Source organism: Ideonella margarita (assembly GCF_038066635.1).
GTDB classification, from domain to species: domain Bacteria; phylum Pseudomonadota; class Gammaproteobacteria; order Burkholderiales; family Burkholderiaceae_C; genus Ideonella; species Ideonella margarita.
On the sequence record NZ_JBBUTI010000014.1, the window covers coordinates 1 to 23274 of the forward strand.

18 protein-coding genes are annotated in these 23274 nt (G+C 66.1%); 11 read left to right on the plus strand and 7 right to left on the minus strand.

Going from position 1 to position 23274, the window contains the following annotated elements; genetic code table 11:
• Window positions 1-275 (minus strand): ABC transporter permease subunit (locus tag AACH00_RS17375; RefSeq protein WP_423221955.1); only part of this gene is annotated, 275 nt, incomplete at its 3' end.
• Window positions 276-593: 318 nt separating this feature from the next.
• Here AACH00_RS17375 and AACH00_RS17380 point away from each other — a divergent pair.
• Both AACH00_RS17380 and AACH00_RS17385 read left to right on the plus strand, forming a co-directional pair.
• The gene (locus AACH00_RS17380; protein ID WP_341400442.1) at window positions 594-2444 is read left to right on the plus strand and encodes a sensor histidine kinase; all 1851 of its coding nucleotides are present in this window, start codon (window positions 594-596) and stop codon (window positions 2442-2444) included.
• Window positions 2437-3774 (plus strand): sigma-54-dependent transcriptional regulator, encoded by a 1338-nt coding sequence (locus AACH00_RS17385; protein WP_341400443.1) that lies wholly within the window; start codon window positions 2437-2439, stop codon window positions 3772-3774. The genes AACH00_RS17380 and AACH00_RS17385 overlap by 8 nt, the downstream gene beginning before the upstream one ends.
• A gap of 16 nt (window positions 3775-3790) precedes the next feature.
• On the opposite strand, the gene AACH00_RS17390 is transcribed toward AACH00_RS17385, so the two are convergent.
• Window positions 3791-4615, minus strand: a complete 825-nt coding sequence (locus tag AACH00_RS17390; protein WP_341400444.1) for an amino acid ABC transporter substrate-binding protein — start codon at window positions 4613-4615, stop codon at window positions 3791-3793.
• Between the two features lie 274 nt (window positions 4616-4889).
• Between AACH00_RS17390 and AACH00_RS17395 the strand changes: the two genes are divergently transcribed.
• The 7 genes from AACH00_RS17395 (at window position 4890) to AACH00_RS17425 (ending at window position 12816) form a co-directional block, all read left to right on the plus strand.
• Window positions 4890-5570, plus strand: a complete 681-nt coding sequence (locus AACH00_RS17395) for a response regulator transcription factor (protein ID WP_341400445.1) — start codon at window positions 4890-4892, stop codon at window positions 5568-5570.
• A 14-nt stretch (window positions 5571-5584) separates the two neighbouring features.
• On the plus strand, window positions 5585-7060 hold the full coding sequence (locus tag AACH00_RS17400; RefSeq protein WP_341400446.1) for a sensor histidine kinase: 1476 nt from the start codon (window positions 5585-5587) through the stop codon (window positions 7058-7060).
• 304 nt (window positions 7061-7364) lie between these two features.
• Window positions 7365-8540, plus strand: coding sequence for a maltoporin (locus tag AACH00_RS17405; protein WP_341400447.1), 1176 nt, complete (start codon window positions 7365-7367; stop codon window positions 8538-8540).
• A gap of 85 nt (window positions 8541-8625) precedes the next feature.
• Window positions 8626-9876, plus strand: coding sequence for an ABC transporter substrate-binding protein (locus AACH00_RS17410; protein WP_341400539.1), 1251 nt, complete (start codon window positions 8626-8628; stop codon window positions 9874-9876).
• 104 nt (window positions 9877-9980) lie between these two features.
• Entirely contained in the window at window positions 9981-10859 is an 879-nt protein-coding gene (locus AACH00_RS17415) for a carbohydrate ABC transporter permease (protein WP_341400448.1), read from the plus strand.
• Window positions 10859-11734 (plus strand): carbohydrate ABC transporter permease, encoded by an 876-nt coding sequence (locus AACH00_RS17420; protein ID WP_341400449.1) that lies wholly within the window; start codon window positions 10859-10861, stop codon window positions 11732-11734. Before AACH00_RS17415 ends, AACH00_RS17420 begins: the two co-directional genes overlap by 1 nt.
• Before the next feature lie 5 nt (window positions 11735-11739).
• Entirely contained in the window at window positions 11740-12816 is a 1077-nt protein-coding gene (locus AACH00_RS17425) for an ABC transporter ATP-binding protein (RefSeq protein WP_341400450.1), read from the plus strand.
• Between the two features lie 128 nt (window positions 12817-12944).
• Here the strand turns inward: AACH00_RS17425 and AACH00_RS17430 are convergent, their stop codons facing one another.
• The 4 genes from AACH00_RS17430 to AACH00_RS17445 are packed head-to-tail and all read right to left on the minus strand — an operon-like array spanning window position 12945 to window position 16294.
• Entirely contained in the window at window positions 12945-13958 is a 1014-nt protein-coding gene (locus AACH00_RS17430) for a TRAP transporter substrate-binding protein (RefSeq protein WP_341400451.1), read from the minus strand.
• A 44-nt stretch (window positions 13959-14002) separates the two neighbouring features.
• Entirely contained in the window at window positions 14003-15292 is a 1290-nt protein-coding gene (locus AACH00_RS17435; RefSeq protein WP_341400452.1) for a TRAP transporter large permease, read from the minus strand.
• Window positions 15292-15741 (minus strand): TRAP transporter small permease subunit, encoded by a 450-nt coding sequence (locus tag AACH00_RS17440; RefSeq protein ID WP_423221957.1) that lies wholly within the window; start codon window positions 15739-15741, stop codon window positions 15292-15294. Before AACH00_RS17440 ends, AACH00_RS17435 begins: the two co-directional genes overlap by 1 nt.
• A gap of 49 nt (window positions 15742-15790) precedes the next feature.
• Window positions 15791-16294, minus strand: coding sequence for a gluconokinase (locus AACH00_RS17445; protein ID WP_341400454.1), 504 nt, complete (start codon window positions 16292-16294; stop codon window positions 15791-15793).
• A 183-nt stretch (window positions 16295-16477) separates the two neighbouring features.
• Between AACH00_RS17445 and gntR the strand changes: the two genes are divergently transcribed.
• Together gntR and AACH00_RS17455 are read left to right on the plus strand one after the other, a co-directional pair.
• Window positions 16478-17512 (plus strand): HTH-type transcriptional regulator GntR, encoded by a 1035-nt coding sequence (gene gntR / locus AACH00_RS17450; RefSeq protein ID WP_341400455.1) that lies wholly within the window; start codon window positions 16478-16480, stop codon window positions 17510-17512.
• Between the two features lie 159 nt (window positions 17513-17671).
• Complete coding sequence (locus AACH00_RS17455; RefSeq protein WP_341400456.1) at window positions 17672-20086, plus strand: methyl-accepting chemotaxis protein; 2415 nt, start codon at window positions 17672-17674, stop codon at window positions 20084-20086.
• On the opposite strand, the gene AACH00_RS17460 is transcribed toward AACH00_RS17455, so the two are convergent.
• Entirely contained in the window at window positions 20048-23260 is a 3213-nt protein-coding gene (locus AACH00_RS17460; RefSeq protein ID WP_341400457.1) for an efflux RND transporter permease subunit, read from the minus strand. The genes AACH00_RS17455 and AACH00_RS17460 overlap by 39 nt on opposite strands.
• Window positions 23261-23274 lie beyond the last annotated feature (14 nt).

Genomic DNA, 23274 nt, shown 5'->3' on the forward strand with positions numbered 1-23274 from the left:
CGGTACGCGATCTTCTCGATCGCGAAGTTCAGCGCCGAGCACGCGATGATGGCCGCCACCAGCGAGATCAGCAGCAGCGCCCAGCCCGGCAGACCCGAGTCCGCCAGCGCCGTGACCACCGTCCAGCTGACCATCGCCCCCACCATCAACACCTCGCCGTGCGCGAAGTTGATCAAGCTGATGATGCCGTAGACCATCGTGTAGCCCAGGGCCACGAGCGCATACATGCTCCCGAGCACCAGGCCGTTGATGATCTGTTGTACGAAGATATCCATGGGTTTGACCTTTACGCGGCGGACCGCCAAAGCTGCTGAGACAGCGGTCATATTGCACAGCCCATGCCACATTGCCCATGCACCAGCTTGGTTCAGGGTAAGCCCCGACGGTTCAGAGCCTGTTGAGCCCCTTCCGCCCCCTGCAGGTGCCCCCGGTGCACGGTGAGCGTGCAGCAGGAGTGTGGAAATCCGCACTCACCAAACTGCGGTTCGTGCGGTGTTTCACACCAAGGCGGGGGCTGAGCGGCCCGACACTCGAAAAAAGTCCGCTGGCGCAGCGCCTTGCACCCGCTCCCATTGGGCACACTACGCACCCTGATGTCGCTTCCGCCTGCTTTCCCCACGCCGCGCCCGCCTGTGGCGCCGCCCCCTCGCTGGTGGCGCTCCGGCCTCCTGGCGGCCCTGATGGTGGGCTTGGTGGCGCTGGGCGGCATCGTCGGATTCCGCTGGAATGAGCGCGCCGGCCTGATCAACCTGGCTGCGGTGGCCAATGAGCGGCTGGAGCTGTATGCCGCCACGCTGGAGGCCGAGCTCGCGCGCTTTGCCTACCTGCCCAGCCTGATTGCCGCCGACAACGACGTGCGGGCCTTGCTGGACAACCCCGACAACCCGGCCCTGGCCGAACGCGCCGGCCGCACCCTGGCCCGCATCGGCGTGCGCGCCGGTGCCGCGCAGGTGCTGGTGCTGGACCCGGAAGGCAGCGTGCTGGCCCGCAGTGACCTGGGCAGTCTGATGGCTGGCGCCGATGCCCAGCGCAGCACCTCATCCTGGGTGCAGCTGATGGCCAGTGGTGACCACTTCAGCCGCAACCCGCTGGATGGCAGCACCGATTACCAGTTCGTGCTGCCGGTTCAGAGACAAGGAAAGACACGGGCCAATGTCGTGGTCACGGTGAACCTGTCGCCGCTCGAGGCCACCTGGATTGACCTGGGCCTGCGCACCCAGAGCGAACGGCTGCTGGTGGTGGATGAGCGCGAGAGCGTGGTGATGTCGTCGGTGCCCAGCTGGAAGTACCGGCACCTGCAGAACCTGGAGCCGGCCGTGCCTCGCAGCACCAGTACACCGCCGCCCACCGTGCTGGCCCTGCAGACGGAAACCGTGCTGGCGCCGGGCGCCACGCTGGTTCGTGCGCCGCTGCTGGGCGCCGGCACCACCAGCCGCTACCTGCTGCAGGAACGCACGCTGACGGCCGTGGGCGGACGCATGCTGACGTTGTCCGACCCCTCCGAGGTCTGGCGCCAATCGCGCATGGCCGCACTGGGCGGCGCGGCGGCAGGCGCTTTGGCCGGCCTGCTGCTGCTGTATGTGCTGTACCGGCGCCGCGTGCTGCGCCAGTTGCTGCAGGCCCGCAATGCCTTGCAGCAGGCGCACGATCAGCTGGAGCGGCAGGTGGACCTGCGCACCGCCCAGCTGCGCAGTACCAACGACGAGCTCAAGCGCCAGATCGCCCAGCGCATGCTGGCCGAGGACGAGCTGCTGCAGGCCAGCAAGCTGGCCGTGCTGGGCCAGATGTCGACCGGCATCTCGCACGAGATCAACCAGCCGCTCACCGCCCTGCGGGCGCTGTCGCGCAATGGCATCCGCCTGCTGGACACCGGGCGCATCCAGGACGCCATCCGCAACCTGCAGTCGATCGACGAGATGACCGAGCGCATGGGGCGCATCGTCACCCAGCTCAAGAACTTTGCGCGCAAGGACAGCCCGCACAACCGGCCGGTCTCACTCGCCGAAGCCGCCCGCAACGTGCTGCTGATGCTGGAGCACCGCCTGCGTGAAAATCAGGTGGGCGTGATGGTGGACATCGCCGACACGCTGCAGGCGCTGGGTGACCCGACGCGGCTGGAGCAGGTGCTGCTCAACCTGGCGGGCAACGCGGTGGACGCCATGGCCCACAGTGAGCGGCGCGTGTTGCGCCTGTCGGCACAGATGACACAGCACCGCGTCATGGTGCGGGTCGATGACAGCGGCCCGGGCATCACGGACGAGCAGCTGCAGCGCCTGTTCGAGCCCTTCTTCACCACCAAACCCGCCGGTCAAGGGCTGGGATTGGGGTTGGTGATTTCCACGAAGATCGTGCGCGAGTTTGGGGGCACCTTGCGCGCGCATCGCCTTGAAGAAGGCATGCGATTCGAATTTGATCTGGCCCCCGTCGAGGATCCCGATGTTTGATGGTTTCAAGGTCTTGTACGTCGAGGACGATCCGCCGGTGCGGTCGAGCGTCAGCCAGACGCTGGAGTTGTCCGGCCTGGCGGTGCAGGCTTTCGGCCGCGCCGAAGATGCGCTGACCCACGTGAGTGCCGGCGCCCAGGTCATCGTCATCACCGACATTCGCCTGCCCGGCATGGACGGCCTGACCTTGATGGACCGCGTGCGCGCCATCGACCCCGACATTCCCGTGGTGGTGGTGACGGCCCACGGCGACATCGCGATGGCCGTGAACGCCATGCGTGCCGGCGCCTACGACTTCATCGAGAAGCCGTTTGACCCGGAGCGCTTTGTCGACACAGCCATGCGGGCGCTCGACAAGCGCGTGCTGCGCGTGGCGCTCGATGACCTGCGGGCGCAGTTGCAGCAGCGCATCGGCATCGAGTCGGTGCTGCTGGGCGATTCACCGGCGATGCAGGAAGTGCGGCGCAAGGTGCTGCGCCTGGCCAGCACGTCGGCCGACGTGATGATCCTGGGAGAAACCGGCTCAGGCAAGGAACTGGTGGCCCGCTGCCTGCACGACCACAGCAACCGGCGCGACCGCAACTTCGTGGCCATCAACTGCGGCGGCCTGCCCGAAACGCTGTTCGAGAGCGAGTTGTTCGGCCATGAGCCGGGCGCCTTCACCTCGGCCGCCAAACGCCGCATCGGCAAGCTCGAACATGCGAACGGCGGCACGCTGCTGCTCGACGAGATCGAGACCATGCCGATCAGCATGCAGATCAAGTTGCTGCGAATCATCCAGGAACGCAAGATCGAGCGGCTGGGCTCGAACGAGGAGGTGCCGCTGAACGTGCGCATCGTGGCCGCCACCAAGGCCGACCTCAAGGAGATGGGCGAGCAGCACAAGTTCCGCAGCGACCTGTACTACCGGCTCAATGTGGCGGTGATCAACCTGCCGCCGCTGCGTGAACGCCGCGAAGACATTCCGCTGCTGTTCCAGTATTTCCTGACCCAGGCCAGTGCGCGCTACGAGTTGCCGCCGCCGGAGCTGACCCCTGCCCTGCTGCGAGAGATGATGGCCCACGACTGGCCGGGCAATGTGCGCGAGATCCGCAACGCAGCTGACCGCTATGTGCTGGAAAACGGCGCGACCGACCTGACCAGCACCAGCGCGGATGCGCCCACCTCACTGGCGCAGCAGATCGAGCTGGTCGAGAAGGCGCTGATCGAGCAGGCGCTGCAGCGCTGCCAGGGCCGCATGCAGGAAGTCATGCAGCAACTGGGCATCGCCAAGAAGACGCTCTACGACAAGCTGCACCGGCACGGCATTGACCCTGAGCGCTTCCGTTGAGGCTTCAGCCGACGTTTCAGCGGTAAGTCGCCGGGTCCGGTGAATCGGTGGGGTGGCGGATGACGCGCTGCAGCGATTCACTCATCGGCAACTGCAAATTGACGCCCCGCGGCCCGACCGGGGACTGGAACCACCGGCGGTAGATCTGCATGATCTCGCCGCGGCGATAGAGGTCGGTCAACACGTCGTCGACCAGCTTCTTGAACACCGGGTCACCGCGCCGCATCGGGATGCCGTAGGGCTCACGCGTCAACGGCTCTTCGGCAATGACGAAGTCGGCCGCATCGGGCGCGGTGCTCAGCAGGCTGAGCAGCAGCACATCGTCCATGGCGTAGGCCACGGCACGGCCGGTGCTGACCATGCGGAAAGCCTCGACGTCGTCCTGACCGGCGAGGATGCGCATGTCCAGATCACGCGCCTGGTTCAGCGCATGCAGGTACTGGATGCTGGTGGTGGCGAGTGTGGACACCACGGTGCGCCCCTGCAGGTCGTCCACGGTGCGGATACCGCTGCTGCGCCTTGAGAGCAACTTGCTGCCCGCCACGAAGGTGGTCACCGAAAACGCCACCAGCTTCTGCCGCTCGGCGGTGTTGGTGGTGATGCCGCACTCCAGGTCCACGCTGCCGTTGGCCACCAGCGGCATGCGCGTGGCCGAACCCACAGGCACGGTGCGCACTTCCAGATCAGGCAGCGCCAGGCGCCGCTTCACGGCGTCCACCACGCGCTCGCACAGATCAAGCGAATAACCCACCGGCACCCGGCGCGCGTCAAGGAAGGAAAACGGCGGGGAGTTGGTGCGATAACCGAGCGTGATCAGGCCGGTGTCGCGGATCTTGCGCAAGGTGGGCGATTCAGTCGGCGCGCTGCGGGCCACCGCGCTCGACGCCCCGCCGCCCTGGGCCCATGTCGCCCCCGTGAACAACCCAGCGGCCAGCCACAAGCCACACCAAACGGCGAGCTGTCGCGGGCGAAACGCAAGGCTGGATGGCAGAGTCACGGGAAGGTGCCGGGAGGGCGTGGTCAGCGGAATGGGCGCGATTGTGACAAATCCGGCTGACGCGGCTCGGGCTATCTCCGGATGGCGAGGCGGCGGCGGCCGCGTTAAGCTCTCATTCATGAACTTGTTGCTCGCAGAAGACGATGTGATCCTGGCTGACGCGCTGTCGGCCCAGCTGATGGAAGCCGGCTTCCAGGTCGAGCACGCCCCCAATGGCGCGGTGGCCGAATACCTGCTGCTGAAGCAGACCTGGGACCTGGCCGTGCTGGACCTCGGCTTGCCGATGGTGGACGGCCTGACCGTGCTCAAGCATGTGCGCGCGGCGCGCCCCAACCTGCCAGTGCTGGTGCTGACGGCGCTCGACGGCCTCGACAACCGCGTGGCGGGCCTGAATGCCGGGGCCGATGACTACCTCACCAAGCCCTTTGATTTTCCGGAGCTCGAAGCCCGACTGCGCGCCCTGCTGCGGCGGAGCAAATCAGCCACCGGCGCGACCGACCTCGGCCGCATGATCTACGACCGCGAAGCCCGCCGCGTCAGCGTGATGGGCGAGGTGCTGGAGCTCAGCCCGCGAGAATGGCTGCTGCTGGACCTGCTGCTGACCCACCGCGACCGTGTGGTCACGAAGGAGCAGATCCACCTTTGCTGGAGTGCAGACGGCAGTGAAGCCGTGAGCGGCAACAACGCGGTCGAGGTGTACATCCACCGCCTGCGTCGCAAGATCGACAACTCCGGTGTGGCCATCCGCACGGTGCGGGGCTTGGGCTATCTGCTCGAACTCGACACCCAGACGGCCTGAGCCGCGACCTGCCCGTGCTTCACCGCCCTCATGCAGCCTGGCTTTACCGCTGGGTGGAAGCCCTGCCCGGTGGCCGCTCATTGCGGCGCCAGCTGCTGCTGTGGGTGCTGCTGCCCCAGCTGGTGCTGTGGCTGGCGGGGGCGCTGTTCACCTACAAGCTGGCCGCCCGCTATGCCAATGAGGTGATCGACGCCAGCTTGTCGCAGGCTTCGCGCGCACTGGCGCGGCAGGTCAAGCCGATGGGCAACGGCCTGTTCATCGACTTCCCGCGGGCGGCTCAGGACGTGCTGGAAGCAGACCCCTCGGATCGGCTGCTCTACACCGTCAGCGCCCCACCCGGCGAGTTCATCCTCGGCAACCGCAACCTGCCGCCACCGCCTGACAGCAACAAGGCCCATCAGCCCGGCGAGACCGTGTTCTACGACGGCCAGGTGGCCCCGCAGAACCACGCCGACGAGCCCCCGCAGCGGGTGCGCGTATCGGCGCTGTACCTGAGCTACGGCGACGAAAACGGCCCGATGCAGACCATGCTGGTACAGGTGGCCCGCTCCAGCGCCAACCGGGAAGAACTCACCCGCCGCATCCTGGTTGATACGGTGTTGCCGCTCTCGGGCCTGATGCTGCTGATGACGATGATCGTCTGGGCCGGCATCCGGGCCGGCCTGGCGCCGCTGGCCCGGCTGCGCAGCCTGGTCGAAGGCCGCGCCCCGAATGACCTGACGCCGATCGAGCTGGAAGCTGCGCCGGGTGAGGTGCGCGCGCTGGCCCAGGCCATCAATGACCTGCTGGGTGCGGTGCAGCACAACGTGGGCGCGCAGAAACGATTCATCAGTGATGCCGCGCACCAGCTGCGAACCCCGCTGGCCGGCTTGAAAAGCCAGACCGAGCTGGCCCTGAAAGATGCCACCGACCCCGCCTTGCAGGCCCGCCTGCAACGGGTGCATGAAAGCGCCACGCGCAGCGCCCACCTGGTGAACCAGCTGTTGACGCTGGCGCGCGCCGAACCGGAATCCGCCGGCCGCCAGGACCGCAGCCGGGTTGATTTGACCCGCCTTGCGCGTGAGCTCACCGCCGAGCTAGTGCCTCGTGCCCGGCAGGCCGGCATCGACCTGGGTTTCGACGATGCAGCCGATGGGGATGTGCTGCTGCCCTGCGAGGTGGCCGGCATCGGCCTGCTGCTGCGCGAAGCCTTGATGAACGTGATCGACAACGCGCTGCGCTACTGCGAGCGCGGTGCCGAAGTCACCGTGCGGCTGCGTCGGCAACCGCACCGCGCCTGGCTGGAGGTGCTCGACAACGGCCCCGGCATTCCGCCAGAGCAGCATGAGGCCGTGTTCGAGCGCTTCGTGCGCGCCACGCACCTGGGCACCGGCTGCGGCCTGGGGCTGGCCATCGTGCGTGAAATCGTCGAGCGTCACCAGGGCAGCGTCACGCTGCACAGCCTGCAACCGCACGGCTTGATGGTGCGCATCGACCTGCCGCTAGTCTGAGGCCACCCCGGGCCGGGCGGCCCGCCCCTACCGGCGTTCAGCCGGCGTTCGCCCGAATTTCGACCGGCGTTCTCCCGCTTCTCCCCCGTCATCCCCAACCTTGAGCCGTGCGCCCGCCGTGTTGCAGGCGCGCTGCCGCATTCGTGTAATCCCCGATGTTGGTTGTATTAATGCTTCATTAATAATTGCGCCACCAAACATGAACATGAACGTTTCGTTAACAAATGAGTTAACGCTGTCGTTCAGGCCATGTGCGGACACACCAAACTCCGGGCCCCCCAGCCCGCACCAAGGAGACGCTCACATGAAGAAAAGCACCCTCATCGGCGCAACGCCGATCGCCCTGACCCTGCTGCTGGCCAGCCAATCGGCCCTGGCCGTTGACTGGACCGGTTACTTCCGCGCCGGCCCCGGCCTCACCAGCGGCAACGCCAACCGCGCCTGCTATGGCCTGGGCGCCGGCAGCAAAGGCATGACCTACCGCCTCGGCAACGAGTGCGACTTCTACGGCGAGTTCCAGCTCAGCCAGGGTTTCCAGAAGGATGGCATCGAGTACCGCGCCACCCTGATGACGAACTACTACAAGGGCGCCACCGACAACGACGGCGCCGGCATGGCCATCGAACAGATGTTCGCCGAAGCCAAGGGCTTCGACGTCGCGCCTGAAGCCACCTTCTGGATCGGCAAGGAACGTGGCCGTCGTGGTGACGTGCACATCGTCGACACCCAGTTCATCGAAGCACTGGGCGTGGGCGCCGGCATGAAGGGCCTGAAGGCAGGCTCGGGTCAGTTCGGCATGGCGTTCTACAAGACCGACAAGGACGTGACGAAGCCGGGCAACCGCCTGAACTTCGAATACGTGAACCTGCCGGTGAACGAAGGCGGCAAGTTGAACTTCTTCGCTGCAGCCACCAAGGGTGACTTCGACGGCGGCACCAGCGGCGCCACCGTGAGCCTGCGTCACGACCAGGACAACATCTTCGGCACGGGCCTGAGCAACACCTTCTGGGTGCAGTACGCCCAGGGCTCCGCCTCGCTGAACGCCAACTTCGGTGACTTGAGCGCCGGCTCGGCCGCCAAGAGCTGGCGTCTGGTGGAAACCGCCACCTGGCAAAAGGGTCCGTTCGGCGGCCAGGTCATCGCCCTGGTGGCCAGCGAGAAGGACAGCGCCGGTCTGAAGACCGACTCGGCGACCCTCGGCGGCCGCGTGTCGTACGCCTTCACCCGCAACTTCAAGTTCCTGACCGAGCTGGGCGTGTCGCAGTACAAGCCGGAAGGCGGCGAAACTGCCCGCCTGACCAAGCTGACGCTGGCCCCGACCCTGTCGGTTGGCCAGGACTTCTTCAGCCGTCCGGAATTCCGCCTGTACGCCACGTTCGCGAACTGGAACAAGGCTGCTGGCAACGTGACCGGCAAGACGGCGTTTGACGGCAAGACCTCGGGCACCAGCTACGGCGCCCAGGTCGAATGGTGGTTCTGATCGTGTGAGTGCCAAGGGCCGGCCGCACAATGTTGCCGGCCCCGTTTTTCCATTGATGGAGACAAGAGAAATGACCAAGACCTTGATGCGTTCCCCTGTCGCGCTGGGCGCCCTGGTGTGCGTGGCCATGATGGCCGGCCAGGCAGCTCGTGCCGGTGAAGTTGAAGTGCTGCACTGGTGGACCAGCGGCGGCGAGGCCAAGGCCGCGTCGGCCCTGAAGGCCACGATGCAGCAGAAGGGCCACACCTGGAAGGACTTCGCGGTGGCCGGCGGCGGTGGTGATTCCGCCATGACGGTGCTGAAGTCGCGCGTGGTGTCGGGCAATGCCCCGGCCGCTGCCCAGATCAAGGGCCCGTCGCTGCAGGAGTGGGCCAAGGAAGGCGTGCTGGCGAACATGGACGATGTCGCCAAGGCCGAGAAGTGGGATGAATCGCTGCCGAAGGTCGTCAGCGACATCATGAAGTACAAGGGCAACTACATTGCCGCACCGGTGAACGTGCACCGCGTGAACTGGCTGTGGGCCAACCCGGAAGTCTTCAAGAAGGCCGGCGCCAAGGTGCCGACGACCTGGGACGAATTCTTCGTGGCCGCTGAAGCCCTGAAGAAGGCCGGCGTGGTGCCCATCGCCCACGGTGGCCAGAACTGGCAAGACTTCACCACCTTCGAAGCCGTGGCGCTGGGCGTGGGCGGCACCGACTTCTACAAGAAGGCCCTGGTGCAACTCGACCCCGCCAGCCTGAGCAGCCCGACCATGGAGAAGGTGCTGACCACCTTCAAGAAGGTCAAGGACTACACCGACAAGAACGCCCCGGGCCGCGACTGGAACCTGGCCACCGCCATGGTCATCAAGGGCGAAGCCGGCATGCAGATCATGGGTGACTGGGCCAAGGGTGAGTTCCTGGCTGCAGGCAAGACCCCGGGCAAGGACTTCGTCTGCGCCGCTGCCCCTGGCACCTCGAAGGCCTTCACCTTCAACATCGATTCGTTCGCGCTGTTCAAGCTGAAGAACGAAGCCAATGTGAAGGCGCAGAAGGACCTGGCCGTGGCCATCATGTCGCCGGAATTCCAGGAACTGTTCAACCTGAACAAGGGCTCGATCCCGGTTCGCCTGAACATGAAGATGGACAAGTTCGACGACTGCGCCAAGACCTCGTCGGCTGACTTCGTGGCCACCGCCAAGTCGGGCGCGCTGGTGCCGTCGATCGCCCACGGCATGGCTGTGCCTTCGGCTGCTGAAGGCGCCATCAAGGACGCCGTCAGCCAGTTCTGGAACAGCGACAAGATGAGCGCCAAGGACGCGATGGCGAAGATCGCCACCGCCGCCAAGACGCGCTGATCCCTGCGCGCAAGCGCCCTGGCCGCCATGTCTCGGTGGCCAGATTGACGGGCTGCGCGTGCCACCAGCGCGCGGCCCGGCTTTTCTATTTGCAAGGTTCCTCTATGTCTCGCAGCGCATCGGCGCGCACCCCCTGGCTGCCCAGGCTGGTCGTCGCGCCCTCTTTCCTGCTGTCGTTCCTCTTCATCTACGGCCTGATGGCCTGGAACGGCGTGCTGTCGTTCTCGGCGTCACGCCTGCTGCCGAACTATGAATGGGTCGGCCTCGAGCAATACCAGACCTTGTTCGACAACGAACGCTGGTGGGTGGCGCTGACCAACCTCGGCATCTTCGGCCTGCTGTTCATCGGCGGCGCCATGGTGGTGGGCCTGCTGCTCGCCATCCTGCTGGATCAGAAGATCCGCGTTGAAGGCGCCCTGCGCACCATCTACCTCTACCCGATGGCGCTGTCGTTCATCGTCACCGGCACGGCCTGGAAGTGGATGCTGAACCCGGGCCTGGGCCTGGAACACCTGATGCACCAGTGGGGTTTCGAGAACTTCGAATTCGGCTGGCTCGTTGATCCCGACAAGGCGATTTACTGCGTGGCGATTGCCGGCGTGTGGCAATCCGCCGGCTTCGTGATGGCGCTGTTCCTCGCCGGCCTGCGCGGCATTGACGACTCCATCATCAAGGCCGCCCAGGTCGATGGTGCGAGCCTGCCGCTGATCTACTGGCGCATCATCATCCCGACGCTGCGTCCGGTGTTTTTCTCGACGCTGATGGTGGTCAGCCACCTGGCCATCAAGAGCTTCGACCTGGTCATGGCCCTGACGGCCGGCGGCCCCGGTTACGCCACCGACCTGCCTGCCACCTTCATGTACACGATGGCGTTCTCGCGCGGCCAGATTGGCCTGGGCGCCGCCAGCGCCACGGTCATGCTGGCCACGGTGGCCGCCATCGTCGTGCCCTACCTTTACTCCGAACTGCGGAGCAAGAACTGATGAGCGCGCCAGCCTCCCTCACCCCTCGCCTGACCCTCGGCCGACTGGCCCTGCTGTCGGTGCTGCTGCTGTTCGCGGTGTTCTTCCTGACCCCGCTCTACGTGATGGTCGCGACCTCGCTGAAGGGCATGGACGAGATCCGCACCGGCACCCTGTTGTCGCTGCCGCTGAGCCCGAGCCTCGCGGCCTGGGCCACGGCCTGGTCAAGTGCCTGCACGGGCACCGACTGCGGCGGCCTCAAGCCCTTCTTCATGAACTCGGTGCTGATGGTGCTGCCGGCCGTGGCCATCTCCACGCTGCTGGGCTCGCTCAACGGCTACGTGCTGAGCAAGTGGAAGTTTCCGGGCAGTGAATTCCTGTTCGCGCTGCTGCTGTTCGGCGTGTTCATGCCGATGCAGGTGGTGCTGCTGCCGATGAGCCAGGTGCTGGGCTGGCTGGGCATCGCCAGCTCGGTCTGGGGCCTGATCTTCGTGCACGTGCTGGCCGGCATTCCCTCCACCACGCTGTTCTTCCGCAACTACTACGTGGGCCTGCCGGACGAGCTCATCAAGGCCGCGATGCTGGACGGTGCCAACTTCTGGCAGATCTTCTGGCGCATCGTGCTGCCGCTGTCCACGCCGATCCTGGTGGTGACGCTGATCTGGCAGTTCACGAACATCTGGAACGACTTCCTCTACGGCGTGGTTTTTTCCGGCGCCGACAGCAAGCCCATCACGGTGGGCCTGAACAACCTGGCCAACACCTCCAGTTCGGTCAAGGAATACAACGTTGACATGGCCGCGGCCATGATCGCCGCCCTGCCCACCCTCTTCGTCTATGTGGTGGCAGGCAAGTACTTTGTGCGCGGGCTGACCGCCGGCGCCGTCAAGGGTTGAACATCATGGGTGCACTTTCCATCAAAAACGTCCGCAAGACCTTCGGGTCGGTGGACATCCTCAAGGGCATCGACATCGAGATCGATGCGGGCGAATTCCTGATCCTCGTGGGCCCGTCGGGCTGCGGCAAGTCGACGCTGCTGTCGATGATTGCCGGCCTGGATGTGCCGACCACCGGCAACATCTTCATCGGTGAGCGCGACATCACCCACCTGCCCAGCAAGGACCGCGACATCGCGATGGTGTTCCAGAGCTACGCGCTCTATCCGAACATGAACGTGGCGCAGAACATCGCCTTCGGCCTGGAAATGCGCAAGGTGCCCAAGGCCCAGCGCGAAGCCGCCGTGACCCGCGTCTCCGCCATGCTGCAGATCGATCATCTGCTCGACCGCAAGCCGGGCCAGCTATCGGGCGGCCAGCGTCAGCGTGTGGCCATGGGCCGCGCCCTGGCCCGTGACCCCAAGCTGTTCCTGTTCGACGAGCCGCTGTCCAACCTCGACGCCAAGCTGCGCGTGGAAATGCGCGCCGAGATCAAGCGGCTGCACCAGCGCACCCGCACCACCACCGTCTACGTCACCCACGACCAGGTCGAAGCCATGACGCTGGGCGACCGCATCGCCGTGATGAAGGACGGCGTGGTGCAGCAGTTCGGCACGCCTGACGACATCTATGCCCGCCCGGCCACCCGCTTCGTCGCCGAGTTCATCGGCTCACCCGCCATGAACCTGGTGCCCTGCCAGGTGCAGGCCGGCGTGCCGATGGCGCATGGCCTGAGCCTGCCGCTGGCTGAAGACACCAGCGCGGCCTTGAGCCGTTCGCAAGCCAGCTCGGTGCTGGTCGGCGTGCGCCCGGAAGACCTGCAACTGGCCGCCGCAGACACCGCCGGTGGCCTGCCCGGCACGCTGGCGATGCTGGAGCCCACCGGCCCGGAAACCTATGCGATGGTCGACACGCCACTGGGCACCTGGACGGCCCGTGTGCCAGGCAAGGTCGACACGTCCATCGGCACTGCACTCTCGCTGACCTGGCCACGCCACGCCATGCACGTCTTTGACGCTGCCACCGACAAGCGCATCGGCTGATTCTGGTTCGATCAGCACCATGAAAAACGCCCCGTGGCGGCTTGCAGCCCGGGGCGTTTTGCCGTTGCCGGCAGGGTCAAGAAAACTCAAAAAGCGGCGCTGTTGAACGCCGCCTGAGGCTCAAGCCATCACTTGCGTGCGCGCAGCTTCTCCAGCTCGCTGCGGGTTTCATTCCACAGGTCCATGCCCACGTTGGCGGCAATGCCGGCGTTCACACGGGTCAGCTTGTCGCGCATGCGGGCGGCTTCGGTCGGGTTCAGCTCATTGATCTGCATGCCCTTGGCCTTCAGATCACCCAGGGCCTTGGCGGCTTCGGCGCGGGTATCGGCGCGCTCGAAGTCGCGGCTCTTCACGGCAGCGTCCATCAGCACCTTCTGCTCGTCCTTGCTCAGGCCGTCCCACCACTTCTTGCTCACCAGCACGATCCACGGGCTGTAGACGTGGTTGGTGACCGTCAGGTACTTCTGCACCTCGTAGAACTTGCTCGACAGGATGGTGTTGAACGGGTTTTCCTGGCCGTCCACGGCCTTGGTTTCCAGCGCGCTGAACAGCTCGGAGAACGGCAGCGGCACGGCGTTGGCGCCCAGCGTCTTGAAGCTGTCGAGGAACACGTTGTTCTGCATCACGCGCAGCTTCACGCCATCCAGGTCTTCCAGCTTGGTGACCGCGCGCTTGTTGTTGGTGAGGTTGCGGAAGCCGTTTTCCCAATACACCAGGCCCACCAGGCCCTTCTCGTTCAGCTTGGCCTTGACCTTCTCGCCCACCGGGCCGTCCAGCAGGGCGTCGGCTTCCTTCACGTTGTTGACCAGGAACGGCGTGTCCCACAGCGCCATTTCCTTGACGATGCCGACCAGCGTGGCGGTGGAGCCCACCATCATTTCCTGGGCGCCGCCGATCAGGGCCTGCTGCATCTGGGTGTCCGGGCCGAGGGCCGCGGCGCCGATGGCGCGCACCTTCATCTTGCCGCCAGACGCCTTCTCCACTTCCTCGGAGAACACCTTGGCTGCACGGCCCTGGTTGCTCTGCTCGTTCAGGCCGTAGCCAAAACGGATCAGGCGGGGCTTGATGTCCTGGGCCTGGGCGGCCAAGGGCGACAGCACGGCCAGGGCCAGTGCGGCGATCACGGAACGACTCAATTGCATGTTTGTCTCCTACAGGGTGTGTGCAATCTCAGGGAAGGAAGAGATCAGCGCATCCACGCCACGGGCGCGATGACGATCTGGGGAAAGATGACGAACAGGGTCAGGATGAACAGGTAGACCATCAGGAACGGATTGACGCCCTTGATGACCTCGTCGAGCCGCAGCTTGCCGACGCCGGCCACCACATTGAGCACCGTGCCCACCGGCGGCGTGATCAGGCCGATGGCGCCATTGAGCACGAACATCAGGCCGAAGTACACCGGGTCGATGCCCGCCTTCACCGCGATGGGCAGCATCACGGGGGCGAAGATCAGGATGGTCGGCGTCAGGTCGAGGGCCGTGCCGATGAGCACGAGCGTGATCATCATCACCGCCATCAACACACGCGGGTTGTCGATCAACGGGCCCAGCCAGGCGGCCAGGGTCGACGGCAGGTCGGCCAGCGTGACCATGTAGCTGGCCACCTGCGCACCGGCGCACAGGAACATCACGATGGCGGTGGTCTTGGCAGCGCGCACCAGCACGTCATGGAAGCCCGAGAGCGTCAGCTCGCGGTGCACGAAGAACGAAATCACCAGCGCATAGAACGCGGCCACCACGGCCGCCTCGGTCGGCGTGAACACGCCCGACTTCATGCCACCGATGATGATCAGCGGCATCAGCATGGCCCAGAAAGCCTTGCCGGTGGCCACCAGCCGCTGCCCGATGCTCAGGCGCTCATCCGCCACCACGGTGAACTTGTTGAGCTGCAAACGCCAGGCCACGATCAGGCCCACGCCCATCAGCAGGCCCGGCACGATGCCCGAGAGGAACAGCGCCGAGATGGAGGTGTTGGTGGTGACGCCATAGATCACGAAGGGCATCGACGGCGGAATGATCGGGGCGATGATGCCGCCCGCCGCCATCAGGCCGGCCGAGGTGTGCATCGGGTAGCCCTGGCTGCGCATCATCGGCAGCAGGATGGTGGCCAGCGCGGCGGTATCGGCCAGCGCCGAGCCGCTCATGCTGGCCATCAGGATGGCCGCACCGATGGTCACGAAGCCGAGGCCGCCACGGATGTGGCCGACCCAGGCGCGGGCCATGTCGATGATGCGGCGACTGATGCCGCCGGCGTTCATCAGCTCGCCGGCCAGGATGAAGAAGGGCACGGCCAGCAGCGGGAAGCTGTCGACGCCGGCCACCAGGTTCTGCGCCAGCAACTGGGTGTCCCAGAAGTCGAGCGCGAAGGCCATGGCGGCACCGGTGAGCACCAGCGAAAACGCCATCGGCATGCCCAACCCCATCAGGCCGAGCATGGCCACGATGAAGATGATCGAGACGAGACCTTGATTCATCACTCCACCTCGCTCTCATGGCCGAGGTCGATCACCTCGCCACGCAGCAGATTCCAGAAAGACATCGCGCCAATGGCTACGGCGCACAGAAAGGCCGGCAACGGCAGCAGCGCCGTCGGGTAGGCCATCACCACGCTGCGGCTGTCCATGCCGATCACCACCTGCTGCCAGGCGCCCCAGCCCAGCAAGCCGCAGCTCAGCAGCACCAGCGCATGCACGAGGCGCGACATGGCTTTCAGGGCGACCGGGCGCTTCGCGAGCGGCGTCAGCAGCGCCGTGAAGGCCATGTGCTGGCCCATGGGGTAAGCGGCGGTGGCGCCGATGAACACCATCCAGACGAACAGCAGGCGCGACAGCTCTTCGCTGGCCGCCACGCCGCTGCCAAAGCCGTACCGCAGCACGACATTGAGGAACACCGCGGCGGCCATCACGGCCAGGCACAGGGCCATGGCGCGTTCAGACCAGCGCTGGAAACCGGACGAGCCGGGGTTGGTGGAATCAGACAAGGGAGGTCTCCTGTTGGATCCAGGCCTGGGTATCGGCTGCCAGATCGATCAAGGGGCGCGTGGCCGAGAGTGACAGCACCCGAGGTTCACCCGCCGGGTCTTCGAGCGCGGCGAACTGGCTGTCAACGAGGCTGGGCGGGAACGGATGGCCCGGGCGGGCCGCCACGCGCTGGCGAGCCTCGTCGGGCGTGAGTTGAAGGTGCACGAAGCCGAGACCGGCACAGGCCGAGCGCAGTTGTTCGCGGTAAGCCCGCTTCAGCGACGAACACGTCAACACCACGCCGTTCGGGTGGGCCGCCAGCTGGCCGCCCAAGGTAGCCAGCCAGCTCGCACGGTCTGCGTCGTTCAGGGCCTGGCCGGCCTGCATCTTGGCCATGTTGCTGGGCGGATGGAAGTCATCGCCTTCCACCAGCGTCCAGGCCAGGCGCTGTGCCAATTCGGCGCCCAGGCTGGACTTGCCGCAGCCGGAGACACCCATCACCACGAGGGCTTTCATTTGGGATAGCGCTATCTTTGCTTGGTAAATGAAACGGGTCATCGACGCTTTGTCTGTTGACCCGTACCGTGCCTCCCGAAGAGCAAAAGCTCGTCGCGTTCAGGCAAACACCGATGAGAAACTCAACGGGATAGCGCTATCCTACAGGCCATGACTTTTACGCGTAAACGGGGTTAACCCGAGATGCCCAGTTCGCAACGCTCCCGGGCCACCGGCCGTGTCACCCTGGCCGATGTGGCCCAGGCCGCCGGCGTCAGCCCCATCACGGCCTCGCGCGCGCTGCGTGGCACCCGCAGCGTCGACGAGGCCATGGCGCAACGCGTGCATGACGCCGCCCGACAGCTTGGTTACGTGCCTGACCCGGCGGCGCGCGCGCTGGCCTCAGCCCGCAGCCACCATGTGGCCGTGCTGATCCCGCTGCTGTCGAACAACCTGTTTGTTGATTTGCTGGAAGCCGCCCAACGCTGCCTGCAACCCGCCGGCTTCCAGATGCTGATTGGCGTGACGCACTACCAACCGGCCGAAGAAGAAGCTCTGCTGCGCAGCTACCTGGCGCACCGGCCTGCCGGCCTGATGGTCACCGGCTTCGACCGCACGCCCGAAGCGCATCGCTTGATTGAAACCAGCGGCGTGCCCTGCATTCACCTGATGGAGCTGGGCGCGCCCGACCTGAACGATGAAGCACCGTACTCGGTGGGCCTGTCACAGCGCGAAGCCGGCTATGCATTGACCCAGCACCTGCTGGCCCAGGGCCGCCGCCGGGTGGCGTTTGTCGGTGCGCAGCTCGACCCGCGTGTGCTGCAACGGCTCGACGGCTATCGGCAGGCTTTGGCGGAAGCCGGTCTGCATGATCCGGCCCTTGAATGCCTGAGCCCCCTGCCCTCGTCATTGGCGCTCGGCGACCAGTTGATGCAGCAGGTGCTGCAGGCCCACCCCGACGTGGACGCGCTGTTCTTCTGCAACGACGACCTGGCGCAAGGCGGCTTGCTGGCGGCGCTGCGGCTGGGCATTCCGGTGCCGCAGCGGCTCAGCGTGGCAGGCTTCAATGACCTGGCGGGCAGCGCGCAATGGGTGCCGCCGCTCACCACCGTGCGCACGCCCCGGGCGGCGATCGGCGAGCAGGCCGCGCAGATGCTGCTGCGCCTGATGCACGGCGAGCCTGTGCCCCGCCGGCAGGTGGATGTGGGCTTCGAGCTGATGGTGCGCGGCAGCAGCTGAAGCACTGACGGCGCTGACGGCGCTGACGGCCGCCTTAAATGCCGTCAAAAGCCATGGCTTTTCCAGCCAGTTGGCAGCGCCACTCGCTGCCACGATAGGAGTGCAGACATGGGCCCGAGGACAAGGGCTGCCCACAAGATCTCCGCTCAAGGAACAGACATGGCCAGATGGACACGTGCGCTGATGCGCCCCGGCACAAGATTGATGCGCCAGATGCGCATGCCGGCGAAGCTGAGCCTGCTGGGCCTGTTGCTGCTGCTGCCCTTGCTGCTGCTGATCATCCACAACTCCAGCCGCGCCACCGACGAGCTGAAGCTGGTGCGTGAAGAGCTGGACGGTACCGCCGTCATCGAACAAATCGGGCAGCTGATCAACGAGACACAACGCCACCGCACACTGCTGCACAGGCAGCTGAACGGCGACGCTACCGCCGCAGCCGCGTTGGCCGAAACCCGGGCCGCGCTGAAAACACACACCGAGACGATGGCGCCGGGCCCCCTGCTGGGCGACGACTGGGCGGCAGCTGCTTCAGCCAGCCTGGCACTGGCCGACGGCAAGCACGCCCAGCGGCGCGACCAGGCCTTCGAGGAGCAAACGGCGCAGATCGAGCGGCTGCGCGAGATCATCTTGCTGGTGGCCGAACGCAGCGGCTTGCTGCTGGACCCGGACGCCGACACCTACTTTCTGATGGACCTGGCCGTGGAGCGCATGACGCCGTGGTCGGAAGCCCTGGGCCAGACCGTGGGTTACGGCAGCGCCTTGCTGGCCCGTGGCGATGCCAGCAGCGCCGAGCGTGCCAGCGTGCTGGGCCGCACCGAACAACTGGCCGTGAAGCTGCACGACATTGAGCTTCGCCTCGCTGCGCTGTCGCGCGCTGGTGTGGAAGCCCCTGCCGCCTGGACCACGGCGCGCGACAAGAGCAGCGCGTTCGCCCGCAAGGTGCGCGACACCTTCACCGCTGAAAGCCTGCAGGGCGAACCCGCCGAGCTGTTCAGTGCCGGTGACAGCGCGCTGGCGAGTGTGGTGGAACTGCACAGCGCGGTCTTGAAGGACCTAAACCAGCGCCTGCAGCTACGGGAAGCGCGGCTGCTGAAGACGCTGGCCATCGAGCTGCTGGTCTCCACGGGCGGCGTGATTGCCCTGCTCTACCTGGGCCTGGCCTTCTACCTGAGCTTCATGGGTGCGCTGCGTGCCCTGGCCAGCTGTGTCGAAGCCGTGGCCCAGGGCGACATGTCCCGCAAGATCGATATCCATGGCCGCGACGAGCTGGCCAGCATCGGCGGGCAGGTAGAGGCGATGAGCTCACGCCTCTCGGCCATGGTGGCCGAAATCCGCAGCAGCGCGGTGCGGGTGGGCCTGGCGGGCCAGCAGGTGGCGGGCAGCGGCGAAGCCCTGTCACAGCGCACCGAGGCCCAGGCGACCAGCGTGAAGCAGACCATCACCACGGTGGCGCACCTGAGTGAAGCCGTGGCCACCAACGCCAGCGCAGCTCAAGAGCTGGACGCCCTGACCCTGAAGCTGCGCAAGGAAGCGGAAGCCGGTGGTGCCGCCATGGACACCACGGTGAAGGCCATGGGCACGCTGGAGGACAGCTCACGCCGCGTAGCCGAAATCATCGGCGTGATCGACGGCATTGCGTTCCAGACCAACATCCTCGCGTTGAACGCAGCCGTCGAAGCGGCCCGCGCTGGCGAGGCCGGCCGCGGCTTTGCCGTCGTGGCGTCCGAGGTTCGGCAACTGGCCCAGCGCAGCGCGTCGGCGGCGGCGGAAATCCGTCAGCTGATCGGCCAATCCACCGAGCAGGTCGGGCAGTCGGTCACCCGCATCCAGCAGGTTGGCCAGACCTTGGCCACCGTGGTGGCCGGCGTGCGCAATGTGTCCGAGCGCCTGCGCGGCATCGCGGCCGCCAGCGCCGAGCAGAGTGCAGGCCTGCACCAGGTCAGCCAAAGCGTGGCCAGCCTGGACGACATCACACGCCAGAACGCCCAGATGGTCGAGGAATCATCACACGCCTCCAGCGATCTGGTGGCCCGCGCCACCGTGCTGAGCGATGCCGTGGCGGCCATTCGCCTGCGCCAGGGCAGCGCGGACGAAGCCCGCGCGCTGGTGGACCGGGCCGTGGGTCTGGTGCGCAGCATGGGCCTGGCGGCGGCCTGCAACGAATTCCACAAGGCCGAGGCCGGTTTTGTCGACCGCGACCTGTATGTCTTCATCGTCGACCGCGAGGGCCGCTATCACACCCATGCCGCCAAACCGGCCATGGAAGGCAAGCGCGTGCATGAGGTACCGGGTATCGACGGCGACCGCTTCACCCGCGAGGCCTGGGCGGCCACGCAAGGCTCGCAGTGGGTGGAGTACGACATCGTCAACCCCGAAACCGGCGCGGTGCAACCCAAGGCCAGCTTCGTGCAGGCCCTGGATGAGCGCCTGCTGCTGGGCTGCGGCATCTACCGCCAGGCCGACCCGGCGGCGAGCCGCACCGGCCCTGCCAAGCTGGCGGCGACAGGGCCCTCGGCCCCGCGCCACTCAGGCTCCTCAGGCCTCGGCGGCAGCCGCGCCCTCGCCCGACTCTGAGGCCCGCAAGGCCGCAGCGCGCATCGCTGCGGGCCGCACCAGGTAGCTGTAGAGCACCGGCACCACGACCAGCGTCAGCAGCGTCGAGGTGATGACCCCGCCGATGATGGCGCGGCCCATCGGTGCCTGCAGTTCACCACCTTCGTCGAGCGCCAGGGCCAGCGGCAACATGCCGAAGACCATGGCGGACGTTGTCATGATGATCGGACGCATCCGGATCATGCCGGCCTCCAGCACCGCCTCGGCCACCGTCTTGCCAGCCTTCACCGCGTGGTTGGCGAAGTCGACCAGCAGAATCGCGTTCTTGGTGACCAGGCCCATCAGCATGATCAGGCCGATCATCGAGAACAGGTTGATGGTCGAGCCGAAGATCAGCAAGGCCAGCATCACGCCGATCAGCGACAGCGGCAGCGAAGCCATGATCGCAATCGGCTGCAGGAAGCTGCCGAACTGGCTGGCCAGCACGATGTAGATGAAGATCACCGCCAGACCCAGCGCCGCGAAGATGGCGCCGAAGATCTCGCCCTGCTCTTTCGCCTGGCCGCCCACGTCGAAGCGGTAGCCCTGCGGCAGCACCGTCGCCTTGACGATCTTCTGCACATCGCCGCTCACGTCACCCACAGCCCGGCCCGAGCTGGCGCTGACGCCCGCATAGATGGCCTGGCGACGCTCCAGGTTCTGGCGCTTGATGACCACCGGGTTCTCGACCGGCTCGATGGTGGCCACGCTCGAGAGCGCAATCGGCGTGCCGTCCTTGGCATACGCCACCGGCAGATCACGCAGTTGCTCCACCGTCTGGCGGGCCGATTTGGCCAGGCGCAGCTGCACCTCCACCTGCTGGCCGTCGGGCGTGGTCCAGTAGGTCGCCACATCACCGTTCACGTAGGTGCGCAGGGCCGAGGCCAGCGACTGGGTGTTCAGGCCCAACTCGCGTGCCGCATCCGGCTTCACCCGCACCGCGAAGGCCGGCACGCCTGGCTTGACCGAGGTTTCCATGTCGGTGATGCCCGGCACCTTGGCGATCTTGGCGCTCAGGTCGTTCGTGATCTGGTCGAGCACGGTCGGATCAGGGCCCAGGATGGCGACGTTGATCGGGCGGTTCCAGCCCAGTGCAATGTCGATGCCCGGCACGGCCGACAGCGCCTGGCGGATGCCGTCTTCAATCTCCTTCTGGCTGCGCTTGCGTTCCTTGCGCGGCTTCAGGCTCAGGCCGATCTCGGCCGAGTTGCGGCCGTTTTCACCGCCCACCGTGGTGGTCATGGTTTCGACTTCCGGGAAGCCGGAGACGATGGCCTCGACCTGGCGGATCTTGGCGTCCGAGCGCTCCAGGCTGGAGCCCACGGGCAGCTTGATGTTGATCTGCGTGTAGCCCTGGTCGGTCTGCGGCATGGTTTCCGCGCCGATGATCGGGGCCAGCCCGATGGCCACGACAAAGCTCAGGGCCGCCATTGCAATCACGATGCCGCGGGGCGAGATGGTGCCCAGGCGCCAGCCGCGGGCCTGGCTCTTGTCGCGCTTGCCGTTCTCACCCAGCGGGCGGGCATACAGCGGCACCGGCAGGGCGAACAGGCGGTAGCGGCGGCCGCTGAAGGCCCACTTGATGACCCGCTCATACACATCGTGCAGCACGTCCATGCCGTGGTCGACCAGCGCAATCAGATGGCGGATGACGGGCCAGCGGCGCACCGGGTCGTTCTCCGGGTCCTTCCAGATCGACGACAGCATCGGGTCGAGCGTGAACGACACGAACAAGCTGACCAGCACCGCCACCGTGACGGTGATGCCGAACGGGAAGAAGAACTTGCCGACGATGCCCTTCATGAAGGCCACCGGCACGAACACGGCGCAGATGGCGAAGGTCGTGGCCATCACGGCCAGGCCGATTTCGTCGGTACCCACCCGCGCCGCGGTGTGGTGGTCTTTGCCCATGGCCACGTGCCGCACGATGTTCTCGCGCACCACGATGGCGTCGTCGATCAGCAAGCCGATGCACAGCGACAGCGCCATCATCGTCATGAAGTTCAGCGTGAAGCCGAACATCTGCACGGCGATGAAACTGGCGATCACCGAGATTGGCAAAGTCAGGCCGGTGATGACAGTCGAGCGCCAGCTGTGCAGGAACAGGAAGACGATTGCCACGGTCAGCAAGGCGCCTTCAAACAAGGTGCGCTTGACGCCGTCGAGCGACGACTTCACCCAGTCGCTGCTGGCCCAGACGATGCGCAGCTCGACGCCCGGCGGCAGGTTGGCCTTGAGGCTTTCTGCGGCTTCCTTGATGGCGTCGCCCGTCTTGACGATGTTGGCGTCCTGCTGCTTGAACACCTGGATGTTGATGGCCGGCTTGCCGTTGATGCGCGAGATGGAATCCGCCTCGCGGTCCGCTTCCACCAGCTCACCCAGGTCACCCAGCGTGATCACGCCGTTGCCGTTGCGTGAGACCACGATGTTGCTGAACTCCTTCGGGTCACGCACGCGGCCTTCCACACGCACGATGGCGTCGGTGCTGCCACCACTGACCAGGCCCACGGGCTGGTCGGCGTTCGAGCGTTGCAGGGCCACGGCCACATCGGCAGGCGTCAGCCCGGCGGCGCGCAGGCGCTGCGGGTTCAGGTCAAACCGCACCTGGCGCACGTTCAAGCCACCAGACTGCACACGGGCCACGCCTTCGGCGCGCTCCAGGCGCTTGACCACCAGCTGGTCGGCGATCAGCGAAAGCTCACGCGCGCTGCGATCGGTGGCGATCAAGGCCAGCGAGACGGTGGGCTGCGCGTTGTCGTTGTCCCAGTGGCCGATGAACGGCTGCTTGGCGTCCTTGGGCAGACCGGCCTGAACGCCGGCCATCTTGTCGCGAACGTCCTGCGTGGCGATGGCCACATCGGCATCCAGGCTGAATTCAAGCGTGGTTTCGCTCCGGCCTTCCAGGCTGTTGGAGCGGATCATCTTGACGCCGGCAATGCCGTTCAGCGCCGATTCCACTGGCTTGGTGATTTCGGTTTCCACCGCGGCCGGCGAAGCACCGGGATAGGCGATGGAGACAAACACCACCGGCGCATTGACGTTGGGCATCTGCTCGACGCCCAGCCGGTTGTAGGAGAACAAACCCAGCACGCACAACGCAACCATGACCATGGTGGCGAAGACGGGGTTGTTGATGGCGACACGAGTCATCCACATGACATGGCCTTTCT

Bases quoted from the DNA above. Each gene is read 5' to 3' on its own strand.
- AACH00_RS17455 (WP_341400456.1), top strand. From the start codon at position 17,672: ATGGCCAGATGGACACGTGCGCTGATGCGCCCCGGCACAAGATTGATG.
- gntR (WP_341400455.1), top strand. From the start codon at position 16,478: ATGCCCAGTTCGCAACGCTCCCGGGCCACCGGCCGTGTCACCCTGGCC.
- AACH00_RS17395 (WP_341400445.1), top strand. From the start codon at position 4,890: ATGAACTTGTTGCTCGCAGAAGACGATGTGATCCTGGCTGACGCGCTG.
- AACH00_RS17425 (WP_341400450.1), top strand. From the start codon at position 11,740: ATGGGTGCACTTTCCATCAAAAACGTCCGCAAGACCTTCGGGTCGGTG.
- AACH00_RS17380 (WP_341400442.1), top strand. From the start codon at position 594: ATGTCGCTTCCGCCTGCTTTCCCCACGCCGCGCCCGCCTGTGGCGCCG.
- AACH00_RS17440 (WP_423221957.1), bottom strand. From the start codon at position 15,741: ATGGCCCTGTGCCTGGCCGTGATGGCCGCCGCGGTGTTCCTCAATGTC.
- AACH00_RS17460 (WP_341400457.1), bottom strand. From the start codon at position 23,260: ATGTGGATGACTCGTGTCGCCATCAACAACCCCGTCTTCGCCACCATG.
- AACH00_RS17385 (WP_341400443.1), top strand. From the start codon at position 2,437: ATGTTTGATGGTTTCAAGGTCTTGTACGTCGAGGACGATCCGCCGGTG.
- AACH00_RS17445 (WP_341400454.1), bottom strand. From the start codon at position 16,294: ATGAAAGCCCTCGTGGTGATGGGTGTCTCCGGCTGCGGCAAGTCCAGC.
- AACH00_RS17410 (WP_341400539.1), top strand. From the start codon at position 8,626: ATGCGTTCCCCTGTCGCGCTGGGCGCCCTGGTGTGCGTGGCCATGATG.
- AACH00_RS17405 (WP_341400447.1), top strand. From the start codon at position 7,365: ATGAAGAAAAGCACCCTCATCGGCGCAACGCCGATCGCCCTGACCCTG.
- AACH00_RS17430 (WP_341400451.1), bottom strand. From the start codon at position 13,958: ATGCAATTGAGTCGTTCCGTGATCGCCGCACTGGCCCTGGCCGTGCTG.
- AACH00_RS17415 (WP_341400448.1), top strand. From the start codon at position 9,981: ATGTCTCGCAGCGCATCGGCGCGCACCCCCTGGCTGCCCAGGCTGGTC.
- AACH00_RS17420 (WP_341400449.1), top strand. From the start codon at position 10,859: ATGAGCGCGCCAGCCTCCCTCACCCCTCGCCTGACCCTCGGCCGACTG.
- AACH00_RS17435 (WP_341400452.1), bottom strand. From the start codon at position 15,292: ATGAATCAAGGTCTCGTCTCGATCATCTTCATCGTGGCCATGCTCGGC.